Source organism: Demequina sp. NBRC 110051, assembly GCF_002090055.1.
Lineage (GTDB): Bacteria > Actinomycetota > Actinomycetes > Actinomycetales > Demequinaceae > Demequina.
Window position 1 is genome coordinate 42,080 of sequence record NZ_BBRH01000006.1, and the last position, 17,533, is coordinate 59,612.

General features: G+C 69.5%; 12 protein-coding genes. 8 read left to right on the forward strand and 4 right to left on the reverse strand.

The annotated features are described in order from the left end of the window. The first annotated feature begins 31 nt into the window (after positions 1-31). The gene (locus B7K20_RS00215; protein WP_144018440.1) at positions 32-3,025 is read left to right on the forward strand and encodes a leucine-rich repeat domain-containing protein; all 2,994 of its coding nucleotides are present in this window, start codon (positions 32-34) and stop codon (positions 3,023-3,025) included. A 57-nt stretch (positions 3,026-3,082) separates the two neighbouring features. Here B7K20_RS00215 and B7K20_RS00220 read toward each other — a convergent pair whose 3' ends face one another. Next, a complete protein-coding gene (locus B7K20_RS00220) occupies positions 3,083-3,907 on the reverse strand; it encodes an inositol monophosphatase family protein (protein ID WP_084099504.1) in 825 nt (274 codons plus the stop codon). Positions 3,908-3,965: 58 nt separating this feature from the next. Continuing rightward, positions 3,966-5,417, reverse strand: coding sequence for an oligosaccharide flippase family protein (locus B7K20_RS00225; protein WP_159449258.1), 1,452 nt, complete (start codon positions 5,415-5,417; stop codon positions 3,966-3,968). A gap of 174 nt (positions 5,418-5,591) precedes the next feature. On the opposite strand from B7K20_RS00225, the gene topA reads away from it, so the two are divergent. After that, a complete protein-coding gene (topA, locus tag B7K20_RS00230) occupies positions 5,592-8,255 on the forward strand; it encodes a type I DNA topoisomerase (RefSeq protein ID WP_084099506.1) in 2,664 nt (887 codons plus the stop codon). A 125-nt stretch (positions 8,256-8,380) separates the two neighbouring features. Here the strand turns inward: topA and B7K20_RS00235 are convergent, their stop codons facing one another. Beyond that, complete coding sequence (locus B7K20_RS00235) at positions 8,381-9,025, reverse strand: DUF998 domain-containing protein (RefSeq protein WP_159449259.1); 645 nt, start codon at positions 9,023-9,025, stop codon at positions 8,381-8,383. A 216-nt stretch (positions 9,026-9,241) separates the two neighbouring features. On the opposite strand from B7K20_RS00235, the gene B7K20_RS00240 reads away from it, so the two are divergent. The 5 genes from B7K20_RS00240 to B7K20_RS00260 all read left to right on the forward strand — a co-directional run bounded on the left by B7K20_RS00240 (position 9,242) and on the right by B7K20_RS00260 (position 15,589). Beyond that, positions 9,242-9,979 carry a hypothetical protein gene (locus B7K20_RS00240; RefSeq protein WP_084099508.1) on the forward strand — a complete coding sequence of 246 codons (738 nt, stop codon included), beginning with the start codon at positions 9,242-9,244 and terminating at the stop codon, positions 9,977-9,979. Next, positions 9,979-11,583 carry a hypothetical protein gene (locus tag B7K20_RS00245; RefSeq protein ID WP_084099509.1) on the forward strand — a complete coding sequence of 535 codons (1,605 nt, stop codon included), beginning with the start codon at positions 9,979-9,981 and terminating at the stop codon, positions 11,581-11,583. Before B7K20_RS00240 ends, B7K20_RS00245 begins: the two co-directional genes overlap by 1 nt. Next, the gene (locus B7K20_RS00250; RefSeq protein ID WP_084099510.1) at positions 11,583-13,121 is read left to right on the forward strand and encodes a hypothetical protein; all 1,539 of its coding nucleotides are present in this window, start codon (positions 11,583-11,585) and stop codon (positions 13,119-13,121) included. The genes B7K20_RS00245 and B7K20_RS00250 overlap by 1 nt, the downstream gene beginning before the upstream one ends. Positions 13,122-13,190: 69 nt before the next feature. After that, the gene (locus B7K20_RS00255; RefSeq protein ID WP_159449260.1) at positions 13,191-13,727 is read left to right on the forward strand and encodes a sigma-70 family RNA polymerase sigma factor; all 537 of its coding nucleotides are present in this window, start codon (positions 13,191-13,193) and stop codon (positions 13,725-13,727) included. After that, positions 13,724-15,589, forward strand: coding sequence for a hypothetical protein (locus tag B7K20_RS00260; protein ID WP_144018441.1), 1,866 nt, complete (start codon positions 13,724-13,726; stop codon positions 15,587-15,589). The genes B7K20_RS00255 and B7K20_RS00260 overlap by 4 nt, the downstream gene beginning before the upstream one ends. A gap of 16 nt (positions 15,590-15,605) precedes the next feature. Here B7K20_RS00260 and B7K20_RS00265 read toward each other — a convergent pair whose 3' ends face one another. Continuing rightward, the gene (locus B7K20_RS00265) at positions 15,606-16,241 is read right to left on the reverse strand and encodes a DUF998 domain-containing protein (RefSeq protein ID WP_084099513.1); all 636 of its coding nucleotides are present in this window, start codon (positions 16,239-16,241) and stop codon (positions 15,606-15,608) included. A 121-nt stretch (positions 16,242-16,362) separates the two neighbouring features. Here B7K20_RS00265 and B7K20_RS00270 point away from each other — a divergent pair, with 121 nt between their 5' ends. Then, positions 16,363-17,379: a Gfo/Idh/MocA family protein gene (locus B7K20_RS00270; RefSeq protein WP_084099514.1), complete on the forward strand. Its 1,017-nt coding sequence runs from the start codon at positions 16,363-16,365 to the stop codon at positions 17,377-17,379. The last annotated feature ends 154 nt before the right edge of the window (positions 17,380-17,533 follow it).

Sequence of the window (17,533 nt, forward strand, 5' to 3'; positions counted from 1 at the left end):
CACCCCGTCTGCCGACCCCAGGAGCATCTCCATGCGTTCCCCCCTGTCCCATGCCCGCCGCGCGGGCGCCGCGATTGCCGCCGCCGCGGTTCTCGCCGGCGCCGCACTCGGCGGCAGCGCCGCGAGCGCCGCCGACGGCCTCGTCCCGGAAGCGTCGCCTTCCGCGACGCCGTCCGCCTCCGCCGTCCCGACGGCCGATGCCACACCGAGTCCCGTACCCGAGCCGCCGGCCGCCGAGGAGCCTACGGAGCAGGCGGTTCTCGACGAGGCAGCGCCGGTCGTCGAACTGAGCGAGGTCCCCGCTGCCAATACTGACGTGGCCGAACCCGAGGTGGTCGAGCCCGAGCCGGCCCCGACGGAGGTGGCGCCCACGGCATCGGCCGCTCCCGAGCCCGCGCCGAAGGCGGCGCCCAAGGCCGCTCGCCTGGAGGAGCCGAAGGCTGCGGCGACGCCCGCCGAGGAGGACGACGACCCGCGGTTCCTCGGCGCCGATGGCTGCCGCTACACCTTTATCCCGGCGGTCTCCCAAGCGCTCATCAGCGACATCGAGGGCTGCACCGACGTGGTCGTGCCCGCGACGATCGAGGGCCTCTCGGTGGTCACGGTCGGCATGGGTGACCCCATGAGCGACGTGTCCACGTTCACCTCGCTGACACTTCCGGACTCGGTGACGGTCGTCGGCACCAATGCCTTCACAGGCGCGACCGCGCTCACCTCGGTCGACCTGGGCAAGGGACTCAATCAGGTGGGCGCGGATGCGTTCAGGGACAGCGCCGTGACCTCGCTCGACATCCCCGCGACCGTCGGCGGGACGGGCGATCGCGCCTTTGCCTTCATGGACGACCTCACCGAGGTGGTGCTTCGCGGCAGCGTGCTCGCCTTCCAGAACCACACCTTTGAGGGCAACACCGCGTTGGGTGATGTCACGATCCTCGACCGCAGCACGTCCGCGTCGTTCGGCTCGTCCACGTTCAACGGCGCCAGCTTCCGGCTGCGCCTGCTGTTCCACGACGGCGCCATGGGCCTCGACTGCAGCGGTGAGTCCGTGACGATCGGTGGCGAGACCTTCACCAGCGACTGCCTAAGCGACGTCACGTTCGACCTGGGGGCCCTGGGCACCGACGTGCGGCGCGACCTTGTGGAGGGCTCCGTGATCACGGATGCGCCCGACTTCATCACTCCGCCCGGGCAGCGCCTCGCGGGCTTCTCGCCGGCCCTGCCCTACACGGTGGGGACCGCGGACGCGACGCTTGTCGCGCAGTTCGAGGCCGACATCCGCACCGCGGCGGGCGAGGACGGGTGCACGTACACCTACCAGCTGGAGGGTGCTGCGGCGCGAGTCCTCGACATCACGGGCTGCACCGACGTGGTGGTCCCGTCAAGCCTAGGTGGAGCGCCGGTAGAAATCCTGGGCGACGGCGACGGACGCCTGAGCGTGGCTGCGACCGCGACCTCTCTGACGATTCCCAGCGCGGTGAAGATCATCGACGCGCGGGCCTTCCAGGACGCCGATGCGCTCACGGCGGTCACCCTCGCGGGGGGCCTCACCACGATCGAGGACCGCGCCTTCGCGGATGCCGATGCGCTCACCTCGATCAACTTTCCCGTGAACCTGAGCACCATCGCTCCGCGCGCCTTCGAGCACGCCAGCGCGCTCGCGGATGTCGATCTGGGCCTCGTCGGGTCGATCGGCACGTCCGCCTTCGCGTCGACCGCGCTCACCACGCTCACTCTCCCGCCGACCCTGACGGCGACGGGCGAGCAGGCGTTCGCGTTCATCCCGACGCTGACCCAGGTCACGATCGAGGGCGACATGACGGCGCTCGGGAACTTCGCGTTCCTCGACGACACCCACCTGAGCAAGGTGGTGCTCCACGATCGAGCGGACAGGCTCGGGTTGGCCGACGAGCTCTTCTCTCACGTCCCTCCCTTCGAGTTCTTCGTCCACGACGGCGCCCTCGGTCTGAGCTGCGTGGGACCACGGGCACCGTTCTCGGGTGGCGTGATCGACCCGATGTGCCTGGTAGACGTCACCTTCGACAAGGGGCCCGACACCTTCGACGAGGTGTGGCAGCACGTCGAGGAGGGCTCGGTCATCACCGAGGGTCCCGAGGTGTTCGCCCCGTTCGGCACCGTCTTTGTGGGGTACGACCCCGAGCTGCCCTTCATCGTCGGCACCAAGGACCTGGTGTTCGAGGCGCAATTTGAGCGCGCCGTGCCCGGCGACTACACGCCGAGCGAGGACGACCTCACGCCCGAGCTCCAGGGCGGGTTCACCGCTCCCTCCACTGTCCAGGCGGGAGAGATCCTCACGCTGATCCCGATCCTCGGGGAGCCGGCGCCGGAGCCTGGGGATGAAGACCCCGTGGTGCTGCCGTTGCCGCTTGAGCCCTTGGCGGCGCCGTTGGCGCTCGAGGCGCTGCCGTTGGAGACGCCCGAGCCCGCGCCGTCCGGCACGGAGGAGCCCGAGGCCGTCGATCCCAACGAGTTCGTCGACGTGATCCTGTTCTCGACGCCCGTGGAGCTCGAGATCCAGCCGGGCTCGAGCGAGGAGGCCATCTCGGTGCTGATCCCCGCAGACACCGAGCCGGGCGAGCACAAGCTCGCTGTCTATTCGGTGTTTGGCGACGTGCTCGGATGGCAGCCGCTGACCGTCACGGCCGCGCCGGACCCGGAGATCGCGCCCGAGGATCCCGAGGACGGCGCGCCCGCGCCAGGCGACGACACGCCTGCCGGTGAGGATCTCGACGGAGGCGCCGAAGACGGAGCCGGGGACGGCTCCGACAACGCGGCTGGCGGTGACGCTGCCGACGGCGACGCCGTCGAGGTCGCCAACCCCGTGGGCGGCGTGGCCGCCGACGGTGGCGACGGTGCGGAGCGCGACGCGGAGGGTGACGGCGAGGCCAACGACGCCGACAGCCTCAGCGGCTCCGGTCCTGCCGATATCGCCCTGCCGCTCGGCGTGGCGACCGCGCTGATCGCCGTGGGTGGCATCGTCCTGATCGGGCGACGCTACCGGGCATAAGGCAGCCCCGTGCGGGCGACGAGCGATCCTCGCCGTCCGCACGGGCGCATCGGCCGTCTAAGGCATACGAGCGGTGATGCGCTCGGCGACGGCGTCCCACTCGCTCGCGCGGGCGACCAGGAACGGCTGGCCGGGGAGGTCGGGGCGGTAGTCCGTGCCGTCGAGGTAGCGGGCCACGTAGCCCAGCTCGCGCACGATCGCGACGCCAGGCGCGTGGTCCCACGGCTTGGCGCGCGACCACAGCAGGAAGTCGTTGGTGCCATTCGCGAGGTCCCAATAGTCCCAGCCGGCGCACATGCGCGGGGGCACTACCTCGCCCACGTCCTCGGCGAGCCCCGCGACGCCCTCGGCCAGGCCGCCGGGAAGGAAGCGTGCGATCGCCACGCCGCGTAGCTGCGACAACGGTCTCGCGGGCCCGTCAAGGGTGGGCAGCGCCTCGCGCTCGCCGCCCTCACCGCGCACCACCCACGCGCCCTCGCCGCGCTGGGCGCCAAACAGGTCGCCGGTCTCGGGGTGCAGAATCCAGCCGTCCGCGGTCTCGCCGCCCACAACACGCGCGACCATGACCGCGTAGTCGACCTTGCCGTGCGCAAAGTTCCAGGTGCCGTCGACGGGATCCACGGTCCACGCGGCCGGTTCGGAACCCAGCAGGTCCAGCAACGACGGGTCGTTCTCGGTCGCCTCCTCTCCCACCACGGCGATGTCCTCGATCTCGCGCAGCAGGGGGGTGAGCGCCCGCTCGGCCTCGATGTCGGCCACTGTGACGAGGTCGTGGGGGCCGGTCTTGGTGCTGATCTCTCCGTCGGTAAGGGAACGGAATCGGGGGCGGATCACGTCGTCCGCAATGCGGCGCATGAGGGTCTCGACGGCTTCGCTGTTCACGCCTCCATCGTGGCACGCGCGGGTGACGGCGGCGTGACGGTGCCAGCGCCGGTGTGCGTCAGCCCCTCACCATCGCCACCAGCCCGGTGACGTCGGACCGCACGCGCGGCAGCGCCGCGAAGGCGACCGCGAGCGTGACCATGGCGCCTACGAGACCCAACAGGAGCATCGGCCATACGCCCGTGACCAGGGACGCCGCCGCCCAGGCGACCACGGCCGTGGGGGCGAGGACGGTGAGGATGACGCGTACGGCATCGGCCACTATCGGTGCTGCAGGGATGCCAGCGGCTCGCGCCCCGTCGCGTACGGCGAGCGGCCAGTACATGAGCCAGCCCACGCCATTGGCGACCGCGACGCCCATCGCGCCCCATGGCAGGCCCGCCGCGGTGATCGCGACCACGAGCGGGATCGCCCACGCGTTGAAGCGCAGTCCCGCCCGCGCGGAGCCGCCGCCCATGTGGAGCCACTGGACCGTGAGCCCAAACGCGCGCACGATGCCGCCGATCGCGAGCACTCTCAGCAGCGGGACTGCGGCCTCCCACCCAGGGCCGAAGACGATCGCGACCACGGGCTCGGCGAGCGCGGCCAGGAGCGCGAACAGCAGCCCAGTGCCATACGTCGCGAGCTGCTGTGCGCGGCGGTAATACGAGGCCAGGCGCTCGCGGTCGTCGCGCACGCGGGTCAGCACGGGCAGGGCCACGCGCTTCATCTGGTCGATGGTGAGGCCCAGGGGCAGCAGGACCAGTTGCTGGGCGCGGTCGAACAGGCCCACCTGGGCGGGCGTGGCGACCAGGCCGAGCATCGGCGCCGTGACGTAGCGACCGGTCTGGCCCAGCACGTTGATGCCCAGCAGGTGGCGGGCGTCGCGCAGGAGCGCGCGCTCGTCGGCGCCCAGGCGGCGCGGCAGGCCGGGAAGCCAGCGGCCGACGATGGCGAGCACCACAAGCTCGATGGCCGGCAGGGACAGCGTCTGAATCACGAGCGCCTCGATCCCCGCGCCTCCCGCGGCGACGGCGATCGCCAAGGCAAAGCTCGTGACGGTGGCGAAGGTGCCCACGGCCGCGACCGCGACGAACCGCAGTTGCCGCGCGAGGTGGAGTTGGAAGATGCCCAGGACCGAGCCCATCACGGGGGCAAGGGCGAGCCAGCGCAGGACGGGCTCGAGCTGCGGCTCGCCCCACAGCTGGGCGATGAGGGGAGCGGCGAGGGCGATGGCACCACCCACGACCACGCCGAAGGCAAGCGACACATAAAACAGTGTCGATGGGGCTCGCCGCGAGATCTCGGTGGCACCGGCGAGGGCCATGGGGATCCCCAATGCGGTGACGGCGATGGCGAAGGTGGAAAACCCGGTCGCGATCGCCATGACGCCGTAGATTTCGGGGGTCAGCAGGCGGGCGAGGACGGCCAGCCCCACCACGCGCGTCGCGACCATGACCACCTGGCCCGCGAGGGTCACCACGGCACCGCGCGCACCGGAGGTGGCGAGCGACGGCTCGGGTCCTGACACGGTGCTCCTCGGGGTGGGTGAGGTGATGGTCGCGATGCTACTCGGCACCCTCGCCATGGCCGGCTGCGGAACCGCCGCCGGTGGACACCCGTTCACCCGTATGTATTCTGTGAGCGTCTCGCGCCCCTTGACAGGCGGCGACACTCTCCCCTCAACGATCTTAGGCAGGCATCCATGGCTCACAAGCTCGTCATCGTCGAGTCGCCAACCAAGGCGGGCACGATCGGCGGCTACCTCGGCTCCGAGTACGAGGTCGTGTCGTCCGTGGGTCACATTCGTGACATCCCCGAGCCCAAGGAGATGCCCGCGGAGGTCAAGAAGGGCCCCTACGGCAAGTACGGCGTCGACATCGACAACGACTTCGACCCCTATTACCAGGTGTCGGTGCGCTCCAAGAAGATCGTGAGCGACATCAAGAAGAAGCTCAAGGACGCCGACGAGCTCTACCTCGCCACTGATGAGGACCGCGAGGGAGAGGCCATCGCGTGGCACCTGCTTGAGGTCCTGAAGCCCAAGGTTCCCGTCAAGCGCCTGGCCTTCCACGAGATCACCCGCGAGGGCATCAACCGTGCGCTGGCCGCGCCGCGCGAGATCGACATGGAGATGGTGGAGGCGCAGGAGACGCGCCGCATCCTCGACCGCCTGTACGGCTGGGATATGTCCGACGTGATGCGCCGCAAGGTGGGCCAGGGCTCGTCCGCGGGCCGCGTCCAGTCCGTCGCGCTGCGCCTGGTCGTGGACCGCGAGCGCGAGCGCATGGCCTTCCAGTCCGCCGAATACTGGGACCTCACCGCCCGCTTCACGGCCACCCAGGGGGCCGATGCCGGCGTCACCTTTGTGGGCCGCCTCTCCAAGGTCGACGGTAAGCGGGTCGCCTCGGGCAAGGACTTCGACGACCGCGGCGTGCTCACCTCCGACAAGGTGCACCACGTCACCGCTGGCGAGGCCGGCGCGATCGCCGCGGGCCTCGCGCACGCCGCGTTCTCCGTGGTCGACGTCTCCTCCAAGCCCTATAAGAAGCGCCCCGCCGCGCCGTTCATCACGTCGTCGCTGATCCAGGAGGCGTCGCGGAAGCTGGGACTGGGTGCTCGTCAGGCGATGGGTGTCGCGCAGGCCCTGTACCAGCAGGGTTACATCACTTATATGCGTTCGGATTCGCCGGTGCTGTCGAGCGAGGCCATCAAGGCCGCACGCTCGCAGGCGATCGATCTGTTCGGCCCCGATGCCGTGCCCGCGTCGCCGCGTATTTACGCCTCCGCCGACTCGAACGCGCAGGAGGCGCACGAGGCGATCCGCCCCGCGGGAGACAAGTTCCGCACCCCGGACTCGCTGCGCGCCCGCCTGCGCGGCGATGAGTTCCGTATGTACGAGATGATCTGGAAGCGCACCCTTGCATCGCAGATGGCCGATGCCGTGGGCACGACCTCGACCATCACCGTCGGGGCGCAGTCGTCCGGCGGGCACCGGGTCGAGTTCACGAAGTCCGGCACCATTCTCACGGCACCCGGTTTCCGTGCGCTGTACGTGGAGTCGACCGAGAAGGCTCGCTACGACGATGACGAGGGCAAGCAGCCCGCCGATGGTGACTCGCGCCTGCCGCAGGTTGCCGCGGGGGATGCCCTGGACGCGTCCGACCTCGAGGCCCTCACCCACGCGACCAACCCGCCGCCGCGTTACACGCAGGGCGCGATGATCAAGGAGCTCGAGGACCGCAAGCTGGGCCGTCCGTCGACGTATGCGTCGACCGTGGACGTCATCATCAACCGCGGCTATGTGCGCATCGACAAGCGTGCGCTGGTGCCCACGTGGCTCGCATTCTCCATCGTGGGCCTGCTCGAGGAGCACTTCCCGTCCCTGGTGGACTACGGGTTCACGGCAGAGATGGAGGCCGGGCTCGACCGCATCGCCTCGGGTGAGCGGTCTATGAAGGACTGGCTGCGCGAGTTCTACTTCGGCGGCGACGGCGCAGCCCAGGAAGGCCTGCGCGAGCTGCTCGACAACCTGGGCGAGATTGACGCGCGCGCCGTCAATACGTTCGAGATCGGCGACGGCATCGCAGCCCGCAACGGTCGTTACGGTGCCTACATCGAGCGTGACAAGGACGGCAAGCAGCAGCGCGCGTCGATCCCCGAGGAGCTGGCGCCCGACGAGCTGACCGTGGCCGTCGCCGAGGAGCTGTTTGCGAACCAGGGTGGGGACGAGCGCTCGTTGGGCCAGCACCCCGAGTCGGGCTACGAGATTGTCGCGAAGGGCGGTCGCTATGGCCCGTACGTGACCGAGGTGCTGCCCGAGGACGCCAAGGGCAAGCCCAAGACCGCGTCGCTGTTCAAGGACATGCACCTCGAGACGGTGTCGCTCGAGGACGCACTGAAGCTCATGAGCCTGCCTCGCGTGGTGGGCACCGCCGAGGACGGCGAGGAGATCACCGCGCAGAACGGCCGCTACGGTCCGTACCTCAAGAAGGGCACGGACTCGCGCACGCTCGAGTCGGAGCAGCAGTTGCTGGACATCACCCTTGAGGAGGCGCTGGCGATCTACGCGCAGCCCAAGCGTGGCCGCGGCCGCACCGCGGCGCCGCCGCTCAAGGCGTTCGGCAACGACCCCGTGTCCGGCAAGCCGGTGGTGATCAAGGACGGCCGGTTCGGTCCGTACGTCACCGACGGGGAGACCAACGCGACCATCCCGCGCGGCGAAGAGGTGGACGGCGTGGACGAGGCCCGCGCCTTCGAGCTCATCGCCGACAAGCGATCCAAGGGTCCGGCCAAGAAGCGCACGGCTGCTCGCAAGCCGGCGGCGAAGAAGGCTCCCGCGAAGAAGGCCGCACCCAAGAAGAAGTAGCACCGCCCCCCGCGTCGGTTTGGCCCACAGCTGTGACCTGTGGGGTTGATGTGACACGTGCGACCGTCGCATGTGCCACATAGGTCGTCAAGAGCCCCAACCGCGGGCTAAACCGACCCGGGTGGCTAGGAGTGTTGCGGTGGCCTGCTCGCTGCGCGCTGCAGGGTCCAGCCCAGGTGGGCGAGCCAGGCCGGCATCGCGGCGACGGTGAGCGCGCGGTCCCACCAGCCAAAGCCATCGCCGACCTGCGCCTCCCACACCATGGAGGCGACGTCGAGGGCGAGGACTGTGACGGCGAGGATGACCTGCGGTGTTGCGAGCCGGCGCCACGTGGGAGTGCGGGCGAAGGTCATGGCTGCCGCGACGCCGAAGGCGACGAGCCCGGCCCAGGCGGCGACCTCGCCCACCGTGTGCATGGCGTCGTCGATGGGGAACACTCCGGCGAAGACCAGGCCGGTGCCGACGACGAGGAGCATGCCGCGCAGCACCCGCGCACCGGGGATGCCGTGGAGAGCGCGGCGCAGCGCGATGCCCACGCCCATCCAGCCGAACCCGACGATCGCGAAGCCGGCCTGCATGAGCCATTCGAGGTCGCCTGTCACGTAGTCGCCGATGGCGGAGCAGCACGGGTCGAGGTCGTCGCGCACCACGTGCATCGCGATGGCGACGGCGACCCAGATGGTCGCCGTGTACATGCCCGCTAACCCCAAGGCCGCAACGGAGAGCGGCACGCGACCGGTGGTGCGGGGGGAGAGCGTCGTTGCCTCCATGACGGCCCCCTCTCGAGGTTGCCTGTAATTCCAGATTACGCCCGCGGTGCGCTCTCGGGCCATCCTCCCTGCACACCACAATTTCCTCCGTGTCCACCGGTGGGGCGGGCGTTCCCCGTGTGATGCGGTGGGTCCCCGCCGAGTTTGTGGTGCGGACGGCGGCGGGTGCTGGCCGGTGGTGAGGTTGGTCGTCTAGGGTGGCCGCCAGGGGGTCCGATGACGAGGGTGGAAGACGCGGTCACGGCGCTGTACCGCGACCCGGCGCTGGCCGGTCTGGCGTTCGCGCTGGCCGGTTCGGTCGAGGGGGGAACGGCGCTCATGCGCGCCGCGGCGCCGCGTGCCGTGGCTCGAGGTTGGCGTCTCTCACGCGGATTGAAGTCGCGCATGCGTGACGCGCTCGCGGTCGTCGCGTGTGAGCGGTGGCGCTCGGGGGAAGCCAATGAGCCGTCCGCCCCGAGTGAGGGTGACGCGGCCCCCTCGGCCTTTGCCCCTCCCGCCGCGCCGGAATCGGCGTCCGTGCAGCCCGCCCCACCAGCACTCGCGCCGGAGGCAGCTGGCGGTCATAACCCGTATGCCCCGCCGTCATCGAGTGTCGCTCCTGTGTCTCCGACTGTAGACGCGGCGACCGTGCCGGTAGCCGCTCAGCCGCACTTCCCACCGCCGTCGCCAGAACCGGCGGACGAGCGCACTGCCGAGGCGCCGCAAGCCGAAACCCAGCCGCCCGAACCTCTCTCTGACCTCGACCTCGCCATCGCTGCCCTGCCCGACGACATCCGGCTTGCCATGGCGCTTCACTATCGGTGCGACCGGGACGCGCGTGCGATCGCCCGCGCCATGCGGCTGGGTCGCGACGAGGTCATCGAACTGCTTGCGTTGGGCCGCTCTCGGCTGGCCGCGACGCTCGGCACCAGCGAGCAGGACGTCGAGCGCCTGGTCGTCACGGGAGTCGGCTGATGCGCGACGCACGCGATGCGTTCGAGGACGCCGGCCACAGCGCCGCCGAACAGATCACCCAGACGCTCACGGACCCCGAGATCGTGTCGGCCGACATCGCCGCGAGTGCCCGCCGGCGCCGGCGCCTCACGACCGTCCGCACCGGTACGGCGTGCGTGGCAATCGTCGCCGCCGCTGCCTCCGCGTTGACTCTGCGTCCCGAACCGCCACTGCCCGCGGGCACGAGCGCCGACGGCGTGGTACGGGACATGCGGGTGATGGAACCCACCTGGAACGGGGGAAGGGCGAGCTGGAGTGGCGGCGAGTGGTGCTATCCCACGACGGATCCGGACCCGTACCTGCCCCGAGCGGAACGCGGCGTGACCATCGCCTCCGACAACGTCCGCGACGACGATATTCGGGTCGAAGGTCGAATCCTGAGGTACGACGACATCGGTTACGAATTCGAGGATGCCGCCATCGAGCCGGGCGCGCTTATCGTCGACGAATCCACCACCTACAACAGCCAAGCAAACGGCCATAGTGTCGCGCTGGAGGTGAGCTGGACGGGGGATGCGCTGTATCAAGTCGACGCAGGCGCCCAACTCGTCGCGAGCGGACGTGCCATCAGCCCGGTCTACGGTTCCCCGCGCGACCTGCGCCGGGCGTGGGATTACTCGTCCGCAGCATGGCTGCCCCGGTACGATCCGGCGACCGATCGCAGCACAGTCACGTTTGTGTCACCGCTGGTTCCGTACTGCTTGGGCGACGACCAGACGTCGGCCGGCATGGATAGCTTCCTTGCCCCTGACCTACCCGCCGAGATCCATACAGCGGTGCAGGTGCGTTCCGAGGATGGCGAACCGTTGGCGACGTTCATCGACGCGGCGGGCCTTGACGGCACCACGATCGAGTTTCAGGGCTACGCCGACCTCAGCGACACGATCGACCTCACGCCGCCCGGCCCCGAGGAGCTGGCAGAGGCCGCCGAACAACGCGACGCCCGCCCGCTCATCGTGCCCACACCGTCGTTGCTGGCACAGGTCCGGGATCAGGTACGGGAGCAAGGAACGGCTCTCGCCGAGGCCGGCGCCGGTGCACGGCTCGTCGCTGGCTGCGAGGACGTGGCGGCGCAGTTGGAGTGGGACGGGGCCGACCTGTCCGTGATCCCCGCCACCGCAGACCTAGGCGAGATCGCATGGTTGCGCGACTTCCCGGGCGAACTTGCTCTTGAAGGGTTGCGCGGCGGGACGGTGTGGGAGGCGCCGGACACACCCCTTGAGGGCAGCTGGGCGGTGGACTCCTTGGCGCTCTACCTCCTGGACTCTGACGGTGCTCTCGTTGCGCAGGCTCCGTTGGATCTCGAGTGGACCTTCGATAGCGAGGGGCTTCCTGATGAGGTGTCTCGCATCTCGTCGTACGGCGGGGCAGGAGGCTGTCAGGACGTCGATGAGCTCACGCCCGGCACGTATCGTGCGCTCGTTGTCGACCAGGACAACTCGACAGCGGTGTTCGACTACCCCTCGATGCCGGTCCCGACCGAGGCTGCGGGCGTCATGGTCGCCTGGTACGACCTGGGCGACATCGCGATCGTCGATGGCCCCTTCATCACGGGGTCCGCGTGATGCGCGACGCACGCGACGCCTTCGACGCGGCGGGCCAGAGTGCGGCCGGTGCGATCACCGACAGCCTTGCCGGCCCCGACGCCCTTGCCGTCGACGTGGCCACTGCCTCCCGCCGGCGCCGGCGCCGCACGACCGTCCGCACCGGTACGGCGTGCGTGGCAATCGTGGCCGCCGCTGCCTCCGCGTTGACTCTGCGTCCCGAGCAACCGTTGGAGAGCATGGCGGCCGCGGATGGCACCGTGGGCGAGGCGCTCATCATGCGCCTCGACGACCGTGTGGGTGGGTACTGCGGCGCCAGCATGAACCCAGAGCCTTACGTGCCGTTCGGCGAACCCGGCGTGGTGATCGCATCTGACGAGGTGCGCGACCTCGGGATCGAGATCGTCGCCCGCCCCCTGGAACTCACGTGGGAGGCCGAGCTCACCATCACTGAGACCGGGCACGACGGCGTAGTCTCCCTCGCCGAGGACCCCGAACAGGGCCTCACCAGCGTCATGACCGCCATCACCGTCAGCTGGGACGGTGATGCCCTGTACGACGTCGATGCCGTGGCCTACATGGTGTCGGGCGGTCGTCTCATCAGCGCGACAGCTGCGTGGCCGGTCGACCTTTCGGTGCTCGAGACCGGTCAGTGGAGCTTCGACTCTCCCGTGCCGGTCTATGACGCAGCTGAGGACCGCAGTTCGATCACGTACATGTCTCAGATGGAACCCTCGTGCCTAGGGACGCTGGGGGCGAGTGAGGGCTATCCGTATCTCGCGCCGGATCTGCCCACCAGCCTGCATACGTTTGTGCAGGTGAGGGACGAAGACGGCACACCGTTGCTGACAAATACCGACGCCGCAGGGCTCGACGGGACCATGGTGGAGTTCCCTGGGTTCGATCAGGCGGGGCTCACCACCGCCCTGGAGCCCGCAACCCCCGAGGAGATTGAGGATGCCGAAGTAGCCGCGGCACGGGAGTTTCCACAGGTGCCGCACCGCTCGACCGCGGCCGAGGTGAGGGACCTGGTGGCGGACACCGGCGTCGCCCTGTCATCGGCCGCCAGTGGGGTGCGTCTCCAAGCGCCGTGCGTAGCGAACGCTCGTGCGGTCGCGGGTGACGGCGTCGATATGCCCGTGGTCCCTACCGAGGTGGCGGACGTGTCGCTGCCCACAACCCTGCCGCGCGGAGCCGTCACGGGCGACGAGTGGTGGTCGAGCCTCGACGAGGAACAGCAAGCCAGTGGCGAGTGGTCCTCGTGGACGCAGCAAGGGCAGCTGTTCTTGCTCGACCCGGCCACCGGCGCACTCGTCTCGGCCACTCCCGTTCAGGTGGACTTCCTGATCGACATGGCCAGTGGGAACCGCGCCGAGCTTGTCGGCATGGCCAACCACATGGCGGCCACGTGCGGCGAATGGCCCCTTCCCGAGGCCGGAACGTACCGAGCGCTGCTCTCGATTGAGTACGACGGCGAACACGTCGAGGGGCTCGTGAGTGACGGCTACGGGTACTTGACCACGTGGGTGGACGCCGGCGAGATCGCCCTGGTCGACTAAAGAAAAAGGGGGCGTCGGCCACAACCCAAGTGCGGCATCGGCCGTTCATATGCCGACGAAGGGGGTGCGGTGAGCGCTGACGATGCCTTGCTGACGGACCTACTGGAGCGCGCCTCCGGCCGGCTCGCGGCGTACGGGTACCTGCTGACCGGGTCGCAGCATGCGGGCGAGGACCTGGTGCAGGACGCGATCGTGAAGGTCTTCGTGCGGCGCCGTCGGCTCCCCAATGCGGCGGCGGCCGAGGGATACGTCCGTGCGGCGATGCGTACGCTTCATGTGGACCGGCTGCGGCGCGAGGCGCGGTGGCGGAACGTCGCGCCGGGGTTGGTGGGCGCCGGCGAGCTTCCTGATCACGCGGACGCAGTGGCGGCCTCGGATGCCGTCGCCCGCGGCCTTGCCGCCCTGAGTCCTCGCCAGCGCACCGCGGTGGTGCTGCGGTACTTCGACGACCTGCCGGTCGCAGAGGTGGCGCACGAGATGCGCCTCGCGACGGGCACTGTCAAGCGCTACCTGTCCGAGGCCCTGGACCGGATGGCAACAGTGGTGGGCGCTGACCTGGTGATCGACGAGCGGGCCGATGTCGTGGCGAAGGGAGAGCGGCGATGAACCTTCACGAGGAGTTGGGCAGGATCGGGGCCGATGCGACGGCAGGCTCCCGTGGGCGCCTCGCCTCTGCCGAGGTAGCGGACGGTCTGGGCGCACGGGTGCGTCGCGGACGCCGCTCGCGGGTCCTTGGGGGTGCAGGTGTGGTCGCGGGTGTGGCGCTCGTGGCCGTTGGAGTGTGGAGCTGGGTGCCGTTCGGTGGTGCGGCGTCGGTGGGACCGGCGGGGACTTTGCCGCCGACACCTGCAGTGGGGAGCCCCGAGGCTGATCCCTACCTCTATCAGGTGGACGGCACCACGCCGGTCGACACGAGCGCTCCCTTCTCGCTGGCGGGCGACTCTGCCGTCGTCTGCGGCGACGTCATCGATGTCGAGGCGGGCGGGTATTCGCTGAGCAGCGCAATGCCTGACGGAGGCGTGTTCCTGCTCGCCCGGCTCCACGCGGCTGAGTCAGCCGGAACGACCGCTGAGTGGGAGGTCAGTGTGGGAGGCGGCGCTTCCTCGATCACTGCGACCGCTGTGGCGATGGTGGGCGACGTGGTGGTTGGTGTGGGCAGCTCCACGTCGGGTCACAGCGTGAGCGACGGCTGGTCGACAGGGTCGTCGCTGTCGGCGCCGGAGCCCACGCGTTGTGGCGGCGCGTCCGACGACATCGAATTCAACGGCGCGACCGACGTGCGCGATGTGGTGCTGGTGGAGGCGTGGGGCACCACGGGTGAGAGCGCGCGTACCAGGCTTGCCGTTCTCGCCGCGGACTCGACCGAGCCGTCGAACTATGTGGAGGAGGGTCCGCTGACGACCCCGTCGACCGATGCCGTGCCGCAGGGCGCAGTCGATAACGGCGCGCAACCGGTCGACACCAGTGACCTTCGTTGCGGCGCCGAAGGGCGGCTCGAGGAGGGCGCCACTTGGTATGACAAGGGCGCGACGGACGCCGACGTGGCGGCAGTGTCGCAGACGCTCGCCGACGACGAGAGCGTGGTGGAGCAGCCATCGACGCTGTGGGTGGGATACGAGGCGCATCGGTTCGTGGTCACCGTTGAGGCCGATGCCGGACTGACATACGCCGCATACCCAATGCTGTTTCGTGGTGACGAGATCGTGGGTCGTCTCGATCCGGTCGGCATCGATGGCGTGCAGGCGGTCGTGTACACGCCGCAGCCGGGGGACTGCGGCGCGTTCGGCGACTGGGTGAGCGGCAATGACGACACCTTCACCCCCAAGGTCCTGATCGAGGGGACCTTCGCCGACGGCACGGTCGGCGCTCAGTTTGTGGTGAGCGCCGGAGACATTGAGTACACGGGTCTTGGACAGTGGGAGGGCGGCGTGCGGGAGCTCGACATCGAGGACCTCGCGACCGCGGAAGTCGTCACGCTGCTAGGCGGTTTCACCTGCGAGGCGACCCTGGATGCCGCGGAAGCCACGGCAGACGATGGTGTGGGGGACACCTCAACCGGGGCCTTCGCGCCTATCCCGAGCACCGTGGAGACCGGTCGACTGTATGGGTACGGCGACGATGCTCTGGTGGGTGGCTACCCGGCGCCGCTCGGGCCCGATGCCACGTTCGCGGTCGAGGAGTTCGGCCGCGAACCGGCGCGGCTGGTGCTCTCGTCCGGCGAGGACCGGTGGGTGTTCGATGCCGCCTGGTCGGAGCGGGACGACCTCCCGCACGACGACGCTGGATGGTTCGTGGCCCTGAGCCAGGTCTGGGACTGCGGCTCGCCCGACTTGATCCCGGAAGGCGACTACGAGGCCCGGCTGATCTACTCGGATGCCGACGGCGACCAGGCGGGCACGGCGGTGCTCTCCGACATCGCGGTGGTGGAGGGCGTCCCCTCGCTCCCGGAAATCGACTCCGCCGGATAGTTGCGGATATCTCGTGTTATTCGTCCGTGGCGCGCGAGGGCTCATTGCTGAGCCGTGCCCCGAGTGCCGCGAGCCAGCCCGGGATGAGGGCGAAGGCTAACGCGCGTTGCCACCACCCAAACCCATCGCCGACCACCTCGGGCCACGCGAGATAGACGGCGAGGAGGCCGCTCGCGACCATGCCGTAGGCGAGCGACACCCCCGTCCACCCGCTCCACACGTCGGTGGCACGGAAGGTTCTCCACCCGACGAACCCCACGGCGATGAGGGTGATGAAGGCGAGTCCCGCGCCGCGAGAGTGAAGCCAGCCCTCGACGCTGACCGTGGGGGAGCCGAGCGGGTCGGCGCGGAACACCCCAGCTACAACGAGGCCCAGGGCGCCCAGCCACGCTAGGACGGCGAGCGAGATCCCCGCCCGGCCTGGCACTGTGCGACGCAGCCCCTCTCCGGCGGCCGCCCAGCCTGCCGCATTGAGGAAGAACGCGAGCCGCATGAACCATGCCCAGTCGCCGCGGGCGTAATTGCTGATGTAGGCGTCACCGGGAGCCAGGTCCGGGCGTAGCAGGTGGAGCACCGCGATGATGGCGACCCATGCCACGGCGCCGGCGATGGCCGCGCTTCCGAGCATGCGGATGGGGTCGGTTCTGGACATGCTTGAGGTTCGCACACGGTGACAGTTCAGATGGGTGGCGGCGCCGCGCGGGCGCGCGACCGCGGGCGGCTTCGCGGGGACTTTGTTGGAGCCTTCGCGGTGGGGTGGCTAGTCTCGAACCATGAGTGCAACGCAGCCCTTTACCGCCCGTGACCCGATGGCCGCCCCCGGATACAAGTGGGGAATCCTCGGAGCCGGAGGCATCGCCCGCAAGCTCGCGGACGCCGTCACGCAGTACACCCAGTCCGAGGTCGTCGCCGTCGCGGCAGCCTCCGGCGTGGAGCGCGCCCAGGCGTTTGCCGACGAGAAGGGCATCGCCAAGGCCTACGGCTCCTACGAGGAGCTGGTCGCGGACCCCGAGGTGGACATCGTCTACGTCGCGACCACGCACAACAACCATCATGAGCCTGCGATCCTCGCGATCAACGCTGGCAAGCACGTGCTGGTCGAGAAAGCTTTCACGCAGAACGAGGCCCAGGCCCAGCAGATCGTGGATGCTGCCCGCGCCAAGGGCGTCTTCGTCATGGAGGCCATGTGGGCCCGCCACCTGCCTCACATGTATGCCCTGCGTGCGGCCATCGCACGCGGCGAGATCGGCGACGTTGTCTCGGTGCAGGCGGACCACGGCCAACCCATCGCTCACATCCCCCGCATGGCGCGCGCGGACCTCGCTGGTGGTGCCCTTCTCGACCTGGGTATCTACCCGATCGCCTTCGCCCACGACATCCTTGGGGTACCGGACGGCATCACCGCGGTGGGCCGCCTCACCGATGCCGGCGTCGACGCCCAGGTCTCCATGGTCTTCGACTACTCCACCGCGCAGGCGAGCCTCACCACCACCATGGCCGGGCGTACCCCGTGCCAGGCGCACATCGGCGGCACCGCGGGCGCGATCGAGATTGAGGGCACCTTCTACAACCCCACGCGTTTCACGGTGCGCCGTCTCGATGGCACCAGCTGGACCTACGACGGTCGCGCCGAGAACGGCTTCCAGTGGGAGGCTGCCGAGGTCGCCCGCGGCGTCGCTGCCGGCCTGACCGAGTCGCCGCTACACACCCTTGACGAGTCGCTCGAGCTCATGCGCATCATGGACGAGATCCGCGCCCAGATTGGCGTGGTCTACCCCAACGAGCGCTAGACGCACGCTCTTCGCACGCCAGGCGGCGCCTCACTCCTCGTGAGTGGGGCGCCGCCTGTTTTGTGCCCGCTGGGGCACGGCTCTCGCCGGGCGTACCTTTTGTGATGTTTGCCCCCGTACGCCGCTTTGCATCTTTGTCACAAGTTCGCGAAAA